Annotated in this window: 10 protein-coding genes; 6 read left to right on the top strand and 4 right to left on the bottom strand. The window is 53.5% G+C overall.

All coding sequences use genetic code 11. The annotated features are described in order from the left end of the window. Positions 1–292: 292 nt before the first annotated feature. Positions 293–9148, bottom strand: a complete 8856-nt coding sequence (locus B4U49_RS13135; RefSeq protein WP_143735663.1) for an FG-GAP repeat domain-containing protein — start codon at positions 9146–9148, stop codon at positions 293–295. A 1455-nt stretch (positions 9149–10603) separates the two neighbouring features. Between B4U49_RS13135 and B4U49_RS18890 the strand changes: the two genes are divergently transcribed. After that, a complete protein-coding gene (locus B4U49_RS18890) occupies positions 10604–10810 on the top strand; it encodes a hypothetical protein (RefSeq protein ID WP_143735662.1) in 207 nt (68 codons plus the stop codon). A 1331-nt stretch (positions 10811–12141) separates the two neighbouring features. On the opposite strand, the gene B4U49_RS13130 is transcribed toward B4U49_RS18890, so the two are convergent. The 3 genes from B4U49_RS13130 to galU all read right to left on the bottom strand — a co-directional run bounded on the left by B4U49_RS13130 (position 12142) and on the right by galU (position 15345). Continuing rightward, positions 12142–12504: a MerC domain-containing protein gene (locus B4U49_RS13130; RefSeq protein WP_143735661.1), complete on the bottom strand. Its 363-nt coding sequence runs from the start codon at positions 12502–12504 to the stop codon at positions 12142–12144. Positions 12505–12897: 393 nt separating this feature from the next. Further along, positions 12898–14388 carry an MBL fold metallo-hydrolase RNA specificity domain-containing protein gene (locus B4U49_RS13125; RefSeq protein WP_078085058.1) on the bottom strand — a complete coding sequence of 497 codons (1491 nt, stop codon included), beginning with the start codon at positions 14386–14388 and terminating at the stop codon, positions 12898–12900. 48 nt (positions 14389–14436) lie between these two features. Next, positions 14437–15345, bottom strand: coding sequence for a UTP--glucose-1-phosphate uridylyltransferase GalU (galU, locus tag B4U49_RS13120; protein ID WP_078085057.1), 909 nt, complete (start codon positions 15343–15345; stop codon positions 14437–14439). 885 nt (positions 15346–16230) lie between these two features. Between galU and B4U49_RS13115 the strand changes: the two genes are divergently transcribed. The 5 genes from B4U49_RS13115 to B4U49_RS19270 form a co-directional block, all read left to right on the top strand. Next, entirely contained in the window at positions 16231–16956 is a 726-nt protein-coding gene (locus B4U49_RS13115; protein WP_143735660.1) for a transglutaminase-like cysteine peptidase, read from the top strand. Beyond that, positions 16953–17729, top strand: a complete 777-nt coding sequence (locus B4U49_RS13110; protein ID WP_078085056.1) for a LapD/MoxY N-terminal periplasmic domain-containing protein — start codon at positions 16953–16955, stop codon at positions 17727–17729. The genes B4U49_RS13115 and B4U49_RS13110 overlap by 4 nt, the downstream gene beginning before the upstream one ends. A 223-nt stretch (positions 17730–17952) precedes the next feature. Beyond that, complete coding sequence (locus B4U49_RS13105; RefSeq protein ID WP_078085055.1) at positions 17953–18567, top strand: hypothetical protein; 615 nt, start codon at positions 17953–17955, stop codon at positions 18565–18567. A 103-nt stretch (positions 18568–18670) separates the two neighbouring features. Further along, the gene (locus B4U49_RS13100; protein ID WP_078085054.1) at positions 18671–20140 is read left to right on the top strand and encodes an O-antigen ligase family protein; all 1470 of its coding nucleotides are present in this window, start codon (positions 18671–18673) and stop codon (positions 20138–20140) included. 56 nt (positions 20141–20196) lie between these two features. Then, a partial coding sequence (locus tag B4U49_RS19270; protein ID WP_204903040.1) for a hypothetical protein occupies positions 20197–20387 on the top strand: 191 nt, incomplete at its 3' end.

Below are 20387 nucleotides of genomic sequence, written 5' to 3'. Positions count from 1 at the left end.
CCACAACCACAAACTATCAACCAACCAAGTAACGGAAAATTTCACCTAAAGAATAGGGAATTAAGATAAAAAAATGAATCAAGAAAATAATTCGAAATGAAGTCTACTGTAATTAGCAGACGATAAGGATAAGCCCCCAAATGGAAAAACCAGCCAAAATTAAACACTTAAAAACTTACAAATCAAGCAAGCATTTATCATTTGAAACGCCACACAATTTATCAATTTCTCGAGCAACAAGCAGAAAACAAGAGCGCCCCGAAGGCGCTCCCTGAGAAACCATTTTATTTAATTAAAGGATTTCCCATCCAGCCCCAATTCTCTCAACCCAAGAAGAACGACTTACTGCGCCTAATTCAATCTCCCAAAGCATCGTCCATCGGGTCTCTGGATTTTGCCAAAGGATATCGGCACTACCGTTACCATTGAAGTCAGAAACCTTACCTACGTCCCAGCCAAGAGGGTATCGCATCAGCCAACGTGCGGAGGTGACAACAACACCATCCATTTGCCAAATAGCAGTTTCTCGAGTCTCCCTATTTATCCACAGGATGTCGGACTTTCCGTCAGCATTGAAATCTTCGACTGCAACAACTCCCCACCCGGCGGAGTACTGCCTAACCCATGGAGACTTAGTTACGGAAGTACCATCAAGCTCCCAAATCATCGTCATCCGTAGAGAGTCGTTGTTCCAAAGGATATCGGACTTTCCATCGCCATTGAAATCTGCCACTTTGACGATTTCCCAGCCGGCGGAGTATGGCTTCAGCCAAGCAGATTTGATTACTTCGGTCCCATCCATCTCCCAAATCATGGTCATTTTTTGTGATGGATTTTTCCATAAGATATCTGCTTTCCCATCGCCTCCAAAATCGGTGACTGCTTCAATCTGCCACTCAGAACCGTATGATTTAACCCAGGACGACTCTACTACTTTCGACCCGTCCATCAGCCAAATCATCGTCATACTTAACGTATCGTTTTTCCAAAGAAGATCAGACTTTCCGTCAGCATTAAAATCAGCCACATCGACGATATTCCAACCTGCACCGTAAGACTTGACCCACTGGGCTTTTGCGACCGATGCACCATCCATTTCCCAGAGCATTATCCAGTTAGATTCAGGATTGTTCCAAAGAATATCAGTCTTCCCATCGCCATTAAAATCACTTTTGCCGGCAACTTCCCAGCCAGAAGCGTACTGTTTAACCCACGGTGATCTAATAACGTTATTACCATCCATTTCCCAAACCATGGTCCATCGGCTATCGGGGTTATAAAATAAAATATCTGACTTTCCGTCACCATTGAAATCTTCGGCCATTTTTTCCTCGGACGGAGGGGAAGAAGCTGCGTCCCAGGGGTCCGTCCCAGCCTCAAACTCCTGCAAGTTAGTCGCGCCATCTTCATCAGCGTCAGCCGCCGCGTCGTCAACTTTCGGATCGAGGTTATTTGCTACTTCGTATGCATCCCCCATGCCATCACCGTCGGTGTCGGCTTCAAGTGGGTTAGTGCCGGCTTCGAACTCTTCGAGATTACTGAGACCGTCCTCATCCAAGTCTGCTGTGCTGTCATCACCGTTAAGGTCAAGACCGTAGGTAATCTCGAAGCTATCGGACATACCGTCACCGTCCGTATCTTCGAAGCCGAAGTCAGTGAAGCGAATCGAGGACGGCACCGGTTCGGCCGCGCCGCTCAGTACAACCCCCATCAGCTGCTCGGAATAACCGTTGCCAATGTAGGTCGCCGTTAGCAGTTCGCCGTTGGCATCCAGGTGGAATACCGTGCTCACCAGACCATCCGGTTCACCTTGTTCAAGCTCCACAGTACCGTCCAGGTTCACTTTATAGCGACACTGGCTCGGGTAGCTGACACTGCTGTACTGCCAGGGGTTCTGCCAAGCATCAGCACCAATGTACCCGCCGAGGGTGTGGCCCTGGAACTTCTCTACACGCTGCAAGGTACAGGCGTTGTAGCCTTCGCCATCGGTGGGGCCATTGCCTTCAAAGTCGATGATGGTGCGTGCCACGCGTGCGCCCGTTGAGCGGTATTGCTGACCATCGCCCCAGTCCAGGAAGCTCAAGTCACCCGTCATGAACACGGTGCCATTCAGGGCGGCATTACTCGCGTAAGCGGCGGCATCCCCTTTCTTGACCAGCATTACCATACCGGCGCCCGCACCCCACTCTTCGTCGTCGGTATAAACGTTAACCATACGTTGTTTACCGGCGTCGATCTGGAGTTCAACCACCGTTGCTTCGTCGTCACCAGCCAGTTTCAGGTCAACCAATACGCGGCCGCGTACAGGGTCCACGCTGTAGCTACAGGTTTCGAGGGTGTCTTGGCCAGTTTCTTGTTGAATACCCTGCGGTGCGAGATTCTGGCCATCGAAGAACGTCCAGGCATCGTGGTATGTAAACTGGGTTACCGCCTGGCAGGTACCATCCCCGTTGAACTGCCAGTCGGCGTTGCCGACGTAGTGGCCTTCAGTAAAGCTGCCATCGCGTTCGAACTCGCGCCCCCAGTTACTGATGTGCCATACACCAGTCACATCGGCTTCAGTCAACGTGCCCGGCTTCTTCACACGGAACGTGGTCCAGGTGTAACGAGTGTGGTCACCGTTCTCGACGAGCTCGGTATTGAAGAGCAGGCCGCGGTCGCTAGTGGCCATGCCTTCAGAACCATCACTGCGGCTCCAGAAGTTTCCATCGAAGTTGATCTGCGAAACGCAGTCTTCTTCACCTTCAGGGCATCCGGTCCAACCGTTATATGTAGATACGAATGCATTATCGGTGCCAGTTACATCAATAAAGCGTTCTGCGGAATTGAAGTCACCTCGAGCTCCAGCAGGCATGGTCTGAACACCATTGCTGTCGATAAACAGCGGGGTATTGCCATACGATGCGAAGCTACGGTAGTTCCAGTCTTGACCGCTGTCTTGGGCGGCCCAGCTAACACCTTCTCCCCACGCAATGTTGGACTGGATGCCCATGGAGTAATACAGGTCACCTGCCGGGAAATCACTGATTTCATCGATGTCGGTGCCGGCAACCAGTTCTTCATAGTTGCTGAAGCCATCGTTATCGAAGTCAGCCAGTGCATCCGTTGGATCCAGTGGGTTCAGGCCTGCGTTGAGCTCGATGTTATCGTCGATACCGTCGTCGTCGGTGTCAGCTGCAGTCGGTGAAGTTCCGTTGGCGAATTCAGACATGTTGTCGAGGGTATCGCCGTCGCTATCGCCGTAGGCATCACCAGCATCTGTCGGGTTGAGGCCGTTGGCCGCTTCCCACGCATCCGGCAGGCCATCGTTATCGGCATCTTCGACACGATCGAACTGAGATACGTAGCCCTGCCAGTCACACACGGTGCCAGATCCGCAACGGTCAAACGCCTGGCGAATGCTCACATAGTGACGATCGCTGAAGCCATTTTCGTCGCGGTCTTCCAGATCGTGAATGATGAACTCGCGCTTGCGGTACATGGCACAGCTGGGTTCGCCATAACAATCGGCTACATCGTATCGATTGCCATACTCATCGGCGTAGTACTCGATGACCACGGCGTTGGCGTCCAGGTGCCAGGCGAAGGGTACGTAATTGACGTAGCCATCATTGGGATCCCAGTTACCCTGGCTGCCGACACCGCCCGGCGCAAACTGCAGGGCGAATCCATTGACGCCGTCCGGGGTACTTTCCGGTACATCAACAAAGGTACCGATCACATCCGCTTCGGAGAGTGCGCTCACCTGCTCCTGTTGCCACATGGAATCATTGGCTGCGGCGCGTCCCCAGATGCCGGATGCAGTGTCGTATTCCTGGAAGACGACAGTCTTGGTGCCTTTGCCGAAGGTTTCCACGAAGTAGATCGTGATTCGGGCATCGCTGTTCTGATCGTCCAGGCGCAGGCTGCCGTCACCCTCAACGGTCCAGTCGACGTAGACATTGCCGTTTCCACTTATTTCAGAGTCGACTTCTACCACGCCGGTGCCGTCTTCAAACAACTCCACCCCAGTGGCAACGAAGAGCATCAGCGGGTTGATGTTGTCGTGTTCAGACAGGCCAACCTGAGTGGCATAGAAGCCGGGTGAGATTGCCGGCGCATCACCAGAAACGCTGCCACTGCCTACCATCTGCGCCTCATAGACGTTAACGAAGGGCTCGTCTGCCAATTGGCCGCTGACATAGGTGCGATGACCGGTGACAACCACCTTCCAGACAGGGAACTCGCCGCTATCCGATTGCAGGTAGATAAAGACGTTATCCACATAGCGCTCGATTTCATCGGCCATTCCAATCTGATCGACCCACCACCAATCGCGGTTTACGTAGCCGCCGTTATTGGTGCCGGAGATCGCATTGCTGGTGTACTCCCAGGTAAACATGGCGCTGCCATCGACAAATGCCATACGCCCCTGGTCGTCTGCACCGACACCATCACCTTCGAGGTCGATGACGTTACCGCCAGAGCCATTGAAGAATCCGCCTTCGTTGGTCAGCAGGAAGCGGCCAGCGCCGGGATTACTCATGACCAGCGGCATGGAGCTGCTGACGTTCATGTCCGAACCGACTACTGCTTCGTGCAGGTTGCTGAAGCCGTCGCCATCGTTGTCGCCAAAGGCGTCGTTGGCGTCTTGTGGGTTCAGGCCGTTATCGATTTCAAACTGGTCGGTGAGGCCATCGTTGTCATCGTCGAGGTCATCTTCGTCGTAGATGCCGTCGTTATCGAAGTCACCCGGTGGCACGACTTTCTGGAAGATGCTGACGTACCCGCTCCAGTAATTGTTATCGAAGGTACCATCGAGCTCGTTATCGAGAATCTGGAAGTTGGTGAAGTACACCTCTTCCCCAGCGATATCGTTGATGGTGAACTGGCGTTCGCGCCAGAGGACGCAGTTATTACTGCTACCGCCACAGTTTGCGTCGCCGGTGATAATGAAATTATCGAGGTCATACCAGGCGCGCGCGACGAGCGTTTCGCCCTGGAGAGTCCAGCTGTAAGCCCAACCTCCACGGACCCAGTCGCTTCCATCCCACGACAGGTGGTAGGCCTGGCCATCATCCGCAAACTCAAGCCCAAATTGCGGTTCACCGGAGGGGTCTTCACGGCCGTCATAAACATACTGACCGGCTACGTCCTGCTCGGTAAGACCCAGGTCGACGTGATTGTGGAACAGAGTGCCGCTGGCGAAGCGCTGACCATCCACATAGTACACAGCAAGCGCACTAAGAGAATTACCCATCGGTTCGGTGAAGCGATACTCGGTGAATGTACCGTTGCCGTAGTCCACGGTCAGGGTACCGATAGTGTCCAGGCTCCAATCGAGATCGGTGCGTCCGTTCAAGCTATCTTCACTGCTGGAAGACGATGCACTCAGCGTCAACCTGGTCGGGCCCAGTTTAAACGCCGGGTCGATTACACCGCTCGCATCCAGCGCAGTCGTTGCATACACACCTTCTGTCAGTTCGGGGTCATACAGTTCAGCAGAGGAAATTACGTTGTGATCCCACTCGCTTGAGTAGCCCTCATCCGGCAGTTCGCCGTTGGGATAATGCACACGTCCAACGACCACTTGCTTCCAGGTGGTATTGCCATCGCCCTGGTCAAATGCGAAGAAATAAGCCTTGTCGTAGAAAGTCTGCATCTGGACTTCAGCCTGTAGCGCATTGCTCCAAACCGTTGTGTCTACGGCGAGGAAAGCACCCAGGTCGACTTCCAGGTGTGATCCCTGGTACACCCAGGTACCGAACATATCGGTAGTGCGCCCGCTCAGGCGGCTACTTCCGTCGGTTTCCAGGTTCAGCAGGCCACCAACATTGGCATTCAGGAAACCGCCATAGTTGGTGAACATGAACTCACCAGTGCCGGGGTCAGCCAGTGCTGCAGGGTTGCTGCCGCCATCGTAAGGATCGCTACCGAGTTTTACTTCGTGCAGGTCGAGGAAGCCATCGTTGTCCTGGTCAGCATCCAGATTGGAAGCCAGCGGATCCAGGCCAATGTTCCACTCTTCTCCATCACTCAGGCCGTCGGCATCGGTATCGGACACACCCGGGTTGGTGCCCGCGTAGTATTCGTCAATGTTCAGCAGGCCGTCTGCATCGAAGTCTTCCCAGGCATCATCGCCATTGTGGGGGTCGAGGCCGTTGGCAGTTTCCCAGTCATCGGGGAGACCGTCGCCATCGCTGTCCAGAACCTGTACATACTTCTGGAAAATGCTGACGTAACCGCTCCAATAGTTGTTATCGAAGGTACCGTCGAACTCGTTATCAAAAACTTGATAGTTGGAGAAATAGATCTCGTCGCCGGCGATGTCGTTGATGGTGAATTGGCGCTCACGCCAGAGCACACAAGTTACACCGGTGCCACCGCAGGTGGACTCGTTGTATACCTGCCAGTTGTCGATGTCATACCAGGCCTGGGCAATGATGGTGTCGCCCTGCAGGCTCCATGTGTATGACCAGCCGTAACGGTTCCACTGGCTACCATCCCAATACAGATGATACGCCTGGCCATCATCGGCGAACTCAAGCCCAAACCCGGGTTCCCCTGACAGGTCGTCGCGACCATCAGATACATAAAGCCCAGCAACGTCCTGCTCGGAAAGACCGAGGCTTGCGTGGTTGTGGAATAGTACACTGGAGGCAAAACGCTGCCCGTCTATGTGGTAAACAGCCAGTGCTGTGCGGGAGTTACCTGTCACCTCGATAAAGCGATACTCAATGGAATCCCCATTGCCGTAATCCAACAGCAGGGTGCCATTACCGTCGACGCTCCAATCCAGGTCGGTGCGACCGTTCAGGCTGTCACTGCTACTAGCAGCGTCAGCACTCAGGTTTAGCCTGGTTGGCCCGAACGGGAAGGATGGATCCACAGCACCGCTGGCATCGAATACGCGGGTGGCGTACTCACCTTCGCTAATACCCGGATCGAACAGATTGCCGGTAGTAAGTACATTGCGATCCAACTCGGACGTATAGCCCGCATCCGCAAGCTCGCCATTCGGGTAATGCAGACGGCCTACGATGACTTCTTTCCAAGTGATGTTGCCATCACCCTGGTCAAACTCGAAGTAGTAGGCTGTGTCGTAGATGATCTGCTGCAGAACCTCAGCTTGCAGTGCGTTGTTCCATACCATCCCCTCGTAAGAAAGGTATCCACTCAGATCAAGTTCAAGGTGCGTACCCGCGTATTGCCAGCTGCCAAAGATATCAGCGCTGCTTGCGCTCAATCGGCTGGCTCCACCGGACTCCAGGTCGAGAAGGCCACCAACGCTTCCGTTCAAGAAGCGACCGAGGTTGGTAAACATGAATTCGCCAGTACCGGGATCAGCGAGTGCCGCCGGTGTGCTGCCGTCGTAGTTCGGGTCGGTACCAACCTTGATTTCATGGATATCGAGGTAACCGTCGTTGTCCTGGTCTGCACCGATATTTGAGTTAAGCGCGTCGAGGCCGCTGTTCCATTCTTCGCCATCGCTCAGGCCATCGGCATCGGTATCAGTCACATGCGGGTTGGTGCCAGCCAAGTATTCATCTAAATTTGGCAAACCATCGCCGTCGAGGTCGTCCCAAGCATCATTGCCATTGTAGGGGTCGAGACCATTAGCGCTTTCCCACTCATCGGGAATACCGTCACCATCACTGTCCTGCTCTGCGCGATTGAACTGGCCAACGTAACCCTGCCAGTCACAAAGCTGGCCACCACAGTAATACGCGAAGCCCTGACGGATAGTGATGTAGAAACGATCGTTCTCGCCGTCACCGCTGGTGTCTTCAGCATCATTGAATTCGATGAAGCGCTGACGATATTCATGGCACTCCACTGCGCCCTGGCAGTCGGATTCCGCGTAGTAACTCCAGTTTTCATCGCGATAGTAGTGCGCAATGACTTCGTTACCATTGATTTCCCAACCAAACGGCGCACCCCGGTTCCACAGACCATCGAAGAAGAACTCCTGATATCCTGTACCGCCTTCATTGAAGATCAGTGCGAAGGTTGAGCTACCGGACGAATCCCCTTCCGGTGCATTTTCCAGGCGGCCGACCACATCGGACGAATCCAGCGCACTAATGACAACCTCTTGCCACATGGATTGCCGTGCGGTGGCAGAACCGGAAAGTCCCGGTGCGGCACTGTCGAACTCGTGTATTACTACGGTCTTGATGCCTTTACCGAAGGTTTCGATAAAGTAAGTCGTTGAGCGTGCATTGTCACCGGAGTAATCCGCCACCAGGGTACCGTCGACCAGGGTGCCCCATGTCATCGGCTGATTGCTGATACCGCCAAGCTCTGTGGGAATTACGAAGTGACCCGTGTTGTCGCCGTTGAGGACAACTTCGCCAGGGTAGGTTAACCAGTTAGGATCCAGCGCGTAGCCGTTATCCAAACCAATGTGCGTGGTAAATGTACCGGAAGAAATCGATGGCGAATTAATTGAGCCACTGCCCATCACCTGATGCTCGTACACATAGGTGAAATGCTTGTCTTCAAGAGATTCGTTCGGGTAAGTCTGGCGACCGGAAATAACAAGTTTCCATACCGGATTTGAGCCAGCTTGCGCTTCGAAGACTGAAATGTTGTCGACCCACTCCTCGACCTGGGTGCCATAACCCAACTCAGCGACAAACCAATCGTCACGACTTACGTAGGAACCGCTGTTTACAGCGCTGATCGCATTGTTTTCATAGACCCAGGTGAAGTGAGCGCTACCGTTATGCTTGGCGAAACGTCCTTCGTCATCATTGCCGACACCGTCTCCAGCGAGGTCTAGCACATAGGCATTTGAAGCGAAGTTACCGAGATCACCCAGCAGGTAACGACCTTCGCCGGGGTTGCTCATTGCGGCCGGCACGGAGAACTCATCACCACGGTCGGTTCCAACCATGGTTTCATGCAGGTTGCTGAAACCGTCGTTATCGTCATCCTCATGGGCGTCGCCGGCGTACTCCGGGTCAAATCCATTTTTGATTTCGAACTCGTCGGTCAGGCCGTCGCCATCGGTGTCGATGTTTGGATCAATATAAGTAGCGGAGGTGGTTACTTTTGAATTGAAGCCCATGGCCGCGAGTGCAGGGCCACGGACGTCATAGTTGCCGTTGGAGTGGGCGAAGTCTACCCAGACATCCCATTCACCAAGCAATGCCCAATCAGGCACATACAACTGCCCTTCCGTATTGCTTCCTTCCAGATACAGAGAGTGCGACTCAGAATCTTCTGGTGAGAAATGAATAGATACGTTTGAGTAAAAAATATTATCTTGATCAGCAGTGCTAAACAACACTGACGCTTGAGCATCACCATTAGTTAAATCAATCGTAGCCGGATCGATAGTAAGCGCAGTGATCTCTGGACGGCCTGCATCGTTCTGGTAATCGTTAGCAGAAACCAGGCCCAACTGACTTTCAGGGATTGCATTACCATACAAATATACCCATTCCCAATTCTCTATTGCGGCAAGAGCAGTAATGTCGGTAATCGCATTGTGAGTAAGGTCAATACCCTTAAGGTTATTCATACCAGATAGATCTGGTATTTCTGAAATTAAGTTTTCATACGCTCGGAAATCGTAAAGATTTACGAGTGTCGGAAGTATCGATATATCCTCAACTCGATTTGCACTTACTTCTAAATAAGACAGATTAGTCTTGCCGGCAAGCGGCGAAAGATCACTGATATTATTGTGCTGCAAATATACTTCGTAATCTAAGGGCGAATTAGCTAACGCGCTGATATCAGAAATATTGTTACCAGAGAGCCACACTCCACTCAAGGTAGATAGCGAAGCCAGCGGGCTAATATCGCTGATACCATTTTCCCAAGCATTCAGATACCTAAGCTTATTATAGCCTTCCAGGAAAGTGAGATCCGAGATACCAGTGGAGCCTATCCCGAGCTCTTGCAACTCGGTATAAGTCGCAAGTTTGGATTGTGTCGCTTCCAAATCAGAGAATGAGTTATAGCCTACCTGCAGAATATTTAAGAGTTGCGGCGCAGAAAATTCAGGAAGAACAGACATACCAGAACCGTCCGCCCACAAATTTTGCAACGCGGACATTGATCCTAGCGGTGAATGGTCAGCAACAGGGTTCCAGCCAATATTCAGGGAGTGAATTGGCATCCCAGTTAGAGGGGAAAGGTCTGAAACGCTAGCTCCTGACAAATGTAAATCCGTCAAGACTGGTAACTGGGCAAGTTCCGATAAGTCTGAATAAGAACCACCATTGTTCAGGTCGAGACTTTCCAGTACGAAGAGCTGCCCAATTCCGGCAAGATCCTCAATATCACCATTATTACACCCGAGCCAGCTGACTTCATGAACGTATGTCGCCCCAAGGTTTTGCACACAACTTTGCAGGTCAGGATCAGAAAATGACAGACTATAAATATCAATTGGACCCGGGTTTCCATTAGCCACATTGATTTCGATGGGGAAACCTTGCGCCTGGAGCTGCCCACCATCGATATGCAAATGATTATTGGCATAGTCATCTGCAGCAATGTAATTAACCAGCCATTTACCTGCCGCGTCATTACTATGGAAAATTAATGTAGCCTGTGTCTGTCCAGCACTGAAATTTACGTACTTGGAGTCAGATTCCCAGTTTTCGTGATGAATCTCGATCCAACCGCCCTGCACACCGGAGCCATCTCCATCCTCAAGCACCAGGTCAACACTAACGGCGACATAGCCGTTGGGGGCGGCATCCAGGTCAACTTCTACCTGGGAGAATGCGAGATTACTGACATAAGGCGCATCAATATCGACAGGGCCTGTACCCTCGACAGTCAGAATAGCCTCAAACCCCATTACTTCTAGTTGCGGCTTGGTAACCTCATAACAATCACCGCCATCGATACACACATTTCCGTACAACACCCAGTCACCGCGCTCTGCGTAAGTGCTAATCCAGGCACTGCCGCCGGAGGATCCATTCCAGCTATCACAGTAACCCGCCGCGGCGCTTCCACTGGGGCTTCTCAGGTCAAGACAGGAGCTCGAAATCGGAGAACCGTCAATGGCACTACCAGTGACAGTGAAGAAGATTTCATGGTCGCCGTCATCTGCATTGATTGATCCAGACGGTGAAAAACTAGCCTGATCCAGTTGAACTGGCAGCTGGGAGCCACTGTAATCTGATACGGCAGCAATCAGCGCGTTTTCTTCTGTGCCGCCCGGCGTGAACAGGTTGCTTTCCAGACGCAGGTATTGCAGCGTGGTAATTTGTGCGATCTCAGACAAGTCATCATCTTCAAGACCGTTCTGGTCCAGTGTCAGATCCACAAGTGCCGGAAATGCCTCACCGAGATCTGAGAACCCGGCACCTACCGCATCGGGCAGATCTTTAATCCAGGTGCTGGGCGCGTAAATCGCATCCAACGTTTGCATCCCCATCAGGGGACTCAAATCAGAAACACGAGTACCCCAAAAAGTAACGCCTCCCAGCGGCAATCCCGATAGAGGTGAGAGGTCAGAAACAGGGTTACCACCAAAATCGATGTGGCTCAGACCAGAAATCGATGAAACGGGTCCTAAATCAGTAACCCGATTCCCCCAAATACCCAGCCATTCTAGATTTGAAAAAAATGTGTAGTTTGAGAGCGTCGCGAGGCCATCATCATCAAGCTTGGAATCACCGATACTCAGACCACGAAGGCTATTCAAGGGTTCGAGTACTGTTACATCGAAACCCTGGACGCCATCCATGTTCAGGTAATTCAGGTTTGCCAGACTAGAAAGCTCTGAATAATTAACCAAGCTATTCCAGGAAAGCCCGACATCAAATAACTCAGTAAGCTGCTCGATACCGCCAAGGTCAGAAATCTCCCTGCCATCACAGTACAACAGGGTAAATTCGCTGATATCAGACCAACCGTAGTTAACCGCCATCTCATCGACGCAGGCTTCGAGATTAGCATCAGTAAAGCTGAGATCTTCGATTTCTGTCGCTTGTGCAGCGGAACCAAAGAGAGAAGCGATAACTGCTAAAGGCAAAATCAGATTCTTGGAAGTATTCATGGCTTTCTTTTTGTAAGTTTGTGCTACTTCTGAGTAATACAGGTCCATGACAGGGCCCCTCGTAATATCCCGTCTACGAGTCAATACCAGCCAACTCGGCGTACTTGAATTATTTGATATGGATTAATTGATTATTGAATAATCTGGGGAGAACCCTGTTGACGGCTCTGAACAAATTCTCGGCTCACCTCAGCCATTTTTGAATCTGCATCTTGCTTTTGGCCCGCCAGCCGAGAAAGGGAGCTACGCTTTCGCTGTAGCTCAGCACGACGCTGGAGATACTCTTCGCGAGAAAGGCCGGAAGCGTTGTGCGGAGAAGAAGTGGAATACTGTTCGAGGGTCTTGATTTTGCTCTGGAGAGACGCAACAAGCTCCTGAGATTTCACAGACTCATTAGATACTTGGCGATGGTGTAAATACCCGAAGATATTACCCGCGACCGAAATAACCAAAGCTACCGCAAGCATCACTTGCAGTTTTTTTTGTGTATTCATATTTCCCCCAAGTGTTTCTAGATCAGCAAACCCAAACCCCATTGCCGATCAAAAACCCCTCAATCCAATCAAAAAATAAACTGTTTTCTTTATATTTACCCCCGCAGCCTCAACCCCAACTCAGGCTGCGAAAATGATCGAGAACTCTACCATGTGACTCAGTTCACACCAAGATCAAAATTAACCCGACTCATAACGCGAAACCGATCGAGAGCTCTACCAGAGTGAACTAGAGCAAAAAACGAACAAATCCATGCTGCCAGACACCCACTAAAGGCTTTTATCACCAACGCGTGAAACTCTGGAATAGTCCTTAAGGATCCTTTAAGCAGGCTAGCCATCTAGGGCTAACCCCGAAAATGCAACTTTTCACCTGATGCTTCAGACAAGAGCTCAACCTGACGGTATCCAAACTTCAATCGACAAGCTGCTCACGACAATCGACTCTCTCAGTTTACGCTTTGCCTCTGAATCCCCGTGCACTATTCGTACAACTTGGGGAATCACCTTCATTTTTTGAACAAAGCTAAGTAAATCGCTCTGGTCTGCATGAGCAGAATACCCACTAATGGTTTCGATTCCCGCTTTCGTAGATAGCCGCTCTCCGTCCAGTTCGACATAACCTTGCCTGGACCCGTACTTTTGAATATCTCTTCCCGGGGTACCTTTCGCCTGATACCCGACAAAGATAACGTTGTGGCGTGGCTCGCCCAGCATGGCTTTCAGGTAATTGACGATACGCCCACTGGCACACATGCCGCTCGCGGCAATCACAATGGCCGGCTGCTTGGTTTGTGCCAGGCGGTTGACCATTCTGATATGGGTATCGTGGTCATCTACCGTAATAAGCTGCTCGAAGCTCAGCGGGTGGCGGCCCTGTTGCAATACGGTCTGCGCTTCCTGATCCCAGTATTTTTCCAGGCGGCGGTAGACTTCGGTGAAGCGGCTGGCCAAGGGGGAGTCGACGATTACAGGGAGGTCATGCCACGGATTGTTGGTTCCGCCCTTTTCTCTCTGCTGGTGAATTATGTTTTCCAGCTCGTAGAGCAGTTCCTGGGTACGGCCGATGCTGAACGCGGGGATCAGCACGCTGCCGCCGTCTTTTAATGCGCACTCTATTGCGTTGCGCAGTTTCTCTGCACGCTGTTCACGGCCTTCGTGAATCCTGTCGCCGTAGGTGCTTTCTATTACCAGTTCGTCGCAGCCCTCAGAGGGTGTGGGGCCGTAAAGTAACGGGGTATTGGGGGCGCCGAGGTCACCGGAAAAGATGGTGCGGCGGGTTTGCCCTTGGGCCTGCAGGTCGCACTCTACATAGGCGGAACCGAGAATATGGCCGGCGCGCTGCAGGCGGATATTCAGGGTGCTGCCATCTTCTTCTATTACCGGCTGCCACTGGTTGTAGGGCAGCGGGTGCAGCTGGGCCCTTATCCGGTCGAGGAATTTTTCGATCAGGGCTTTATCGCGGGTGACGCCGGTTTTCAGTGCGCCTTCCAGTACCAGGGGCAGGAGTTCCGCGCTGGGCTCACTGCAGTAGATGGGGCCGCGGAAGCCAGCAGCGATCAGGTAGGGAATGCGCCCCACGTGATCGATATGCACGTGGGTAGCAACCAGGGCTTTTATGCTGTCGATCGGGAATTCAATCTCGAGCTTGTCGTACTTGCTTCCACCAGGGGAAGTTTCTGCACCCTGGAACAGGCCGCAGTCGACCAGGATCGAGTTGTGCTCATCCAGAAACAGCTGGTGGCAGGAGCCGGTTACCCCATCGACGGCGCCGTGGTGTTGTATTGCCCCGAAGCTACTGTTGTTTATTTGGCGTGCGCAGGCCCGGGAGGTGGCACTAGTGCTACCTCCTCGCGCGTTTGTTTGCGGGGCCTTGGTGGTCATGGGGGGACTTGTTGTGCGCCTGCAAGCAGGCTCCTACGTTCTTTGGCTTCAAGCGGGTTCTGTGGCGGTGTGCTGGGTAGCCAGAAATGCTTGCAGGTCACTGCCGATTTCCTGGTGATGCAGGCCGTATTCGAACTGGGCTTTCATATAACCGAGCTTGTTGCCGCAGTCATGGCTGTGGCCGACGATGCGATAGGCTTCAACGCTCTGAACCTTGAGCAGTTCGTCGATGGCGTCGGTCAGCTGGATTTCGCCACCGGCACCGGGGGCGGTTTTTTCCAGCAGGTTCCAGATTTCTGCGGGCAGTACGTAGCGGCCGACCACGGCCATGTTTGAGGGGGCTGCGTCCACTTCCGGCTTTTCTACCATGCCGTCAATTTTGGCGGTGCCACCGGTCTGCAGGTCTGCGCCCAGGCAGTCCACTACGCCGTATTTACTGACGTCTTCCCACTCGACGCGCTCAACCATGATCTGGCTGGCTTTGGTCTCTTCAAAGTTTTTGACCATGTCTGCCAGGTTAGTGGTCTTCAGGTCTGAGGCGTACTGGTCGATCAGTACGTCTGGCAGCAGTACGGCGAAGGCGTTATCACCCACGACCGGGCGCGCACAGGCAATGGCATGGCCGAGGCCCTTGGCTTCAGCCTGGCGTACGGAAATTACGGTAACGTCTTTAGGAACGATGGAGCGCACTTCGTCCAGCAGCTGGCGCTTGAGGCGGTTTTCCAGCTGGGCCTCCAGTTCGAAGGAGGTATCGAAGTGGTTTTCGATGGCGTTTTTACTGGCGTGGGTGACCAGCACAATTTCCTTGATACCCGCGGCAACGGCTTCGTTCACCACGTACTGGATCAGGGGCTTATCTACAATCGGCAGCATTTCTTTGGGGATGGCCTTGGTGGCGGGGAGCATACGTGTGCCCAGGCCAGCGACGGGAATCACCGCTTTTTGTACTTGTGCCATGCTTTTTTTCCTGTATTTCTTTACGAATTCTGTTTGGCCGCAGGCTCAAACCGCAGGCGAGTGATCAGGAAAGAAGTGAAGAAACTACAAGAAGCAATGTGGGGAGTCGCGTGTGGATAACGACACGAGACTCTTGCGGGAAGTGAGACACACACTCAAGACAGCAACACTGACTATGGTGTGTCCGCCAGATGGCGAAAGCACAGATTACCGCCTGTGCGACAATTCGGTCCGCAACTCTATTGTCTGCGCAACCGCCCCGAGACCCCGATTCTTTATAGCGGGCTAATGCCCTGACTTTCCTTTCTGATTATCTAGCCGCAGCTGGTACTGCTTGTTCTGTGGCCTTTAACGGTTGCCCTGTTATCAGGGCTCCTTGTTACACCTGAGCCAGGCTGAGCTTATACTTGCTCACTTTTTGTCCACCAGGGCGCCAATTGCCACATCCACCACGTGACAGACGTCACACTTTATCAGCAAATGATGACAATTCAAGGTCGAGTAATCCTCTGTACCTTTTTTCGCCAGTTACGTGGTGCAATTCTAACGCAACTTAAGGCGACTTAGCGCGAACGAACAATCAACTACATACCGGTATCAGCAAATTGCATACCAGAATTGACGCGCCAGATGCGCATCGGCTCTGTAGAGGCCTGTCGTTAATTTACATTTCCCGGACAGCGATACCATCCGATTGACGCCAACCCGCCAATTAATGGCGGGCTCATCTACCCATCTCACGCCAGCTGATCATTTTTCACCCATCTGGATCCACACTGTTTACAGCGCTCCCGCAATAGATCGGAAGCGACTGGTGGTTACGGGTGTATGGCACCCACTGCACTCTGATCTCTTGCGATCGCTTTATTGGGCAGGTAGTTATAGATGTTCAATTCTCTCAGAGGTTCTCCCGCAGCCCGCCCCCGCAGTAAACGTCGCTGCGCAAAGCGTTTAAACCTGTGCCTTGGCGCCCTGCTACTCGGTTTTGGCAGCAGCATCCTGATGGCTGCGGGCGCTCTGCGAACACCAGCACTCCCCTCCCCCGTCCTCGAGGCCGCGGAACAGGCCTATGGCTCACAGGCGGTCCGCCGCTTGCGCCACTGGCAGGCGCTAGTGACTTCCCAGCAGGATGCGCTGGAGTGGCATCGCCTGCTGAAGATCAATCATTTCTTTAACCGGCTTCCATTTGCCGAAGACAAAGATCAGTGGGGACAACAGGACTACTGGGCCACACCCGTGGAATTTTTGAGCAGCGGGCGCGGCGACTGCGAGGACTACGCCATCGGCAAGTTATTCAGCCTGTATGCAACGGGTATGGCGGTGGAAAAGCTGCGCCTGATGCACGTGTATTCAGAGCCCCTGGGGCAGGCACACATGGTGTTGCTGTATATGGCAAACCCCGGGGAGCACCCGCTGGTCGTGGACAACCTGATGGACAAGATTTCTGCCGCCCGGGACCGAACGGATCTCGATCCCTTATACAGTTTTAACCCCAGCGGGCTCTGGCTTAACGAGCGCATCGACCGGGGCCGCAAGGTGCGCGAGTACGTGGGCTCGACCCTGTGGGACCAGTTACTGGTGCGAATGCATAAAGAGGGGGTACTGCTGTGAAAGCGCTGACCGGGAAACAAAGGCCACCTTACCTCCGTCGCCTGCCGACAGTTGCTATCTTCTCGCTCATCGGTCTGCTGACACTGCTGGCTGTAATGGTGGTAACACTGTATACGGTACGCAGCCACGGCATTGTGCAGCAGGCAATACAAACCCGGGACAGCGCGCAGGCACTGAGTGTTGCCCTGCGGCCATTTATACCGGACGCGAGCGCCCCGGAAGAGGAACGGCAGGAGCAAGCCAGACGAACAGAAATATTGTTGCGGGCCCTGGCGCAGTCCGGCAACTATCGCGAATTGAAACTTGAATACATCAGTGGCGACACTGGGCTTAGCTACGAAAGCCTACCCGCTACCGCTGGGGTGCCTCACTGGTTCACGTCATTTCTTGCCATTGAAGTACCAAAGTACCGTGCGGAAATTACCGTTGGCTGGGATATTGCAGGTTTTGTCAGTGTGAGCAGACAGCCTGCACCGCTGCACCACATGCTGTGGCAATGTGCACAGGGGGTGCTGGGGACTGGGCTGGCGGGACTGATACTGGCACTGATTCTGGTGCGTGTTCGCACACGAGGTTTCCAGGGCGAACCGGCTCAAGGGGCTGCGCGTGCGCAGGAGAACGAAACCCAGAGAATGCCGACACCGGTGAAGACGCTGCCTGAGCGCGCTCCGCAGCAAGCGGAGACAGAAACCCAAAATAAAAATGCCGATGTGGATCATGTGTCTGTATTCGTGCGACGCGATACTTGTGCAGAGCAGGTTTCGGACGAATAACCGAATATCCCGGCTAAAGACTTTGCACTATACAAAAATCATCTCGGTTATTTTTTGCGCGAGACATTAGTCCCAAAGCACTATTTTGTGCACTATTACCACTTCCTCTGGTAAATAGTGGGGAGAGATGTGTAGCATAGCCTTCCCATTTCCTGTATAGCCGCTACAATCTGCCGCATCTCGAATGGAATCTATTAAAAAACAATCTTCTCTAGGGGGACGAATGAAAAAAGCAGCATTGGGGATCGCACTGGGTGCGAGCCTGCTGAGCAGTGCAGCTAGCGCAAACGTTACAGACTTTTCTGACGCTGGCTACGACATCAACCAGATCGCTGCTCTGCTTCAGGTAGCGGCGCTGGCTCAAAGCAACGGCGGCAACCTCGAGGCTTCCGTAAAGCAGGCTCTGGCAGCATCACCTGAAAATGCGGGCAATATTGTTGCCAGCGCGATCAAGGCCGGTGCCCTCGCAGAAGAAGTAATTGCCCTGGCAATTGCCGCTGCGCCGGAACAGGCAGCAGCCATTGTGGCCAGCGCCGTAAACGCCGGTGTCAGCCCTGAGAAAGCGGTTGCCGCCGCTGTTGCTGCTGACCCCTCTGTAGCTCAAGCAGTCGTTGCAGCAGCCGTCGCAGGCGGCGCCGATGCCAACTCTGTTGCCTCCGTAGCGATTGCCAATGGCGCTGACCCGGTCGTAGTTGCCTCCGCAACTACCGCTGGCACCCCGGCTGGTGGCTCTTCACTGGCGGGCGCCAGCAGCTCTGCTTCCCTGCCTCCTGCACCGCCCGTGAGCGCTGGCGCAGGTGGCGGCGGTGGCGGCACTACTGTTCCCTCCGAAAACTGATTTACAGGCCTTACAGATCTGTAAACTCGAGAAAGGCCCGCAAGGGCCTTTTTTGATTGTGTAAGATACCCCCCGGTCCCAGAAGTATTCGCAGAACAGTAGAATGAACGCCCCTTCAATTTCGCCCCCTTTTGGTGCACACAACGCAAGCACTACGGAGCAGCCAGCCATCTCCAGGTTTGAACAATGGCTGTTTTACTTACTCCTGGGGCTGCTGGTATGGCTGCCGATTCCCCTGGGCTCTCACCGCGCCTGGGCCTGGGGATTGATGGAGGTGTGGGTGTTTGGCCTGACGGCAGGCTGGCTGCTGTATGCACTCCGCCATTCCGCGTTCGACGTTTTGAAACCTTACCGGCCGCTACTGGGCATTTTTGCCGCGGTGCAGGTATGGATTTTCTTCCAACAACTGCCGCTCCCGCTTGGCGTGCTGGAAACCATTGCGCCTTCAGTGGCCGAACACTATCGGCAGTCCGCCCCTGCCCAAACTTGGGCAACACTCTCCTTCGACGCCAATCAAACCCGCATCGCACTAACCAAGGGTCTGGCCTATTCCTGCCTGCTGTTGCTGGCACTTGCCCTGGTCAATACTGGAAAACGACTCAGGGCCTTGATGGTTGCGGTGGTAGTTGCCGGTACCTTTCAGGCCTTTTACGGGGCATTGCTGGCGCTCTCTGGAGCGCAGACCACCTGGGTACTCGACCTCCCCAACAGTGGTATTGCCACCGGAGGCTTCCGCTACAAGAACCACTTTGGCAACTTTCTGGTGTTGTGCCTGTGCCTGGGGATTGGCCTGTTGATCGCCAACCTGCGCGGCGGCAACAGTGGCAAGCTCAAGGAGCGCCTGAAACGCATTCTGGAAATGCTGTTGGGCGGTAAGGCGGTGTTGCGCCTGTGCCTGGCGATGATGGTGATCGGTCTGGTGCTCTCGCATTCGCGCATGGCCAACACCGCATTTTTTGCCAGCCTCTCCATCGCCGGAGGCCTGGGTTTGCTGCTTATCCGCAATAAAAGCCGCAGCCTGACAATTCTGCTGGCAAGCCTGATGGTGATCGACCTGATGATTGTGGGCAGCTGGTTTGGGGTGGACAGGCTGCGCCAGGAAATTGCGGAAACGAGTTTCTCCCAGGAAACCCGCGACGAGGTAAACCGCTACGGGCTGTCACTGATCGAGCAATACCCACTGACGGGCACCGGTGCGGGGAGTTTTTATACCGCGTTCCCCAGCGTGAAGGGACCGGGCATCAATGCGTTTTACGACCTGGCGCATAACGACTACCTGCAGTTCTCCATCGAGTTCGGCCTGCCTGCAACGCTGCTGCTGGGGTTTGCGATCCTGTGGAGCCTGTACCACGCATTTATGGCCCTGCGCACCCGGCGAGATAATTTAATGCAGGGATTGGCGTTCGCAACGCTGATGGCGATTGTGGCGGAGCTGATCATGTTGACCACTGATTTTCACCTGCAGGCGCCGGCTACGGCGATGTATTTTGTGATGCTGCTGGGGCTTGGGTGGAAGGCGCGGTTTATGGAGAGTGAGGGGCGGAGGTCTGGACGGAGGAGTCTGGGGAGCTAGCTCTTAGCTCCGACTCGAATCATCTGCGGAGTGTGACCCTAGGTGGGTGGCGCGGGATGATTCGCGGGCTTCGCCCGCTCACCCCTTCGGGGTCGCCCTTTGGGCGCTCTGCGTCGCCTTTGGCTCCTTGTGAACCGGGGCTTTGCCTCGATCACGGGCAGTTCTGCCAAATTAAAAAAGGCCGCATCCTTTCGGATGCGGCCTTTTTTAATTTGGTGGAGCTAAGCGGGATCGAACCGCTGACCTC

The organism is Microbulbifer mangrovi (assembly GCF_002009015.1).
Taxonomy (GTDB): Bacteria; Pseudomonadota; Gammaproteobacteria; order Pseudomonadales; family Cellvibrionaceae; genus Microbulbifer; species Microbulbifer mangrovi.
This window is presented reverse-complemented; position numbering and strand designations above follow the sequence as displayed.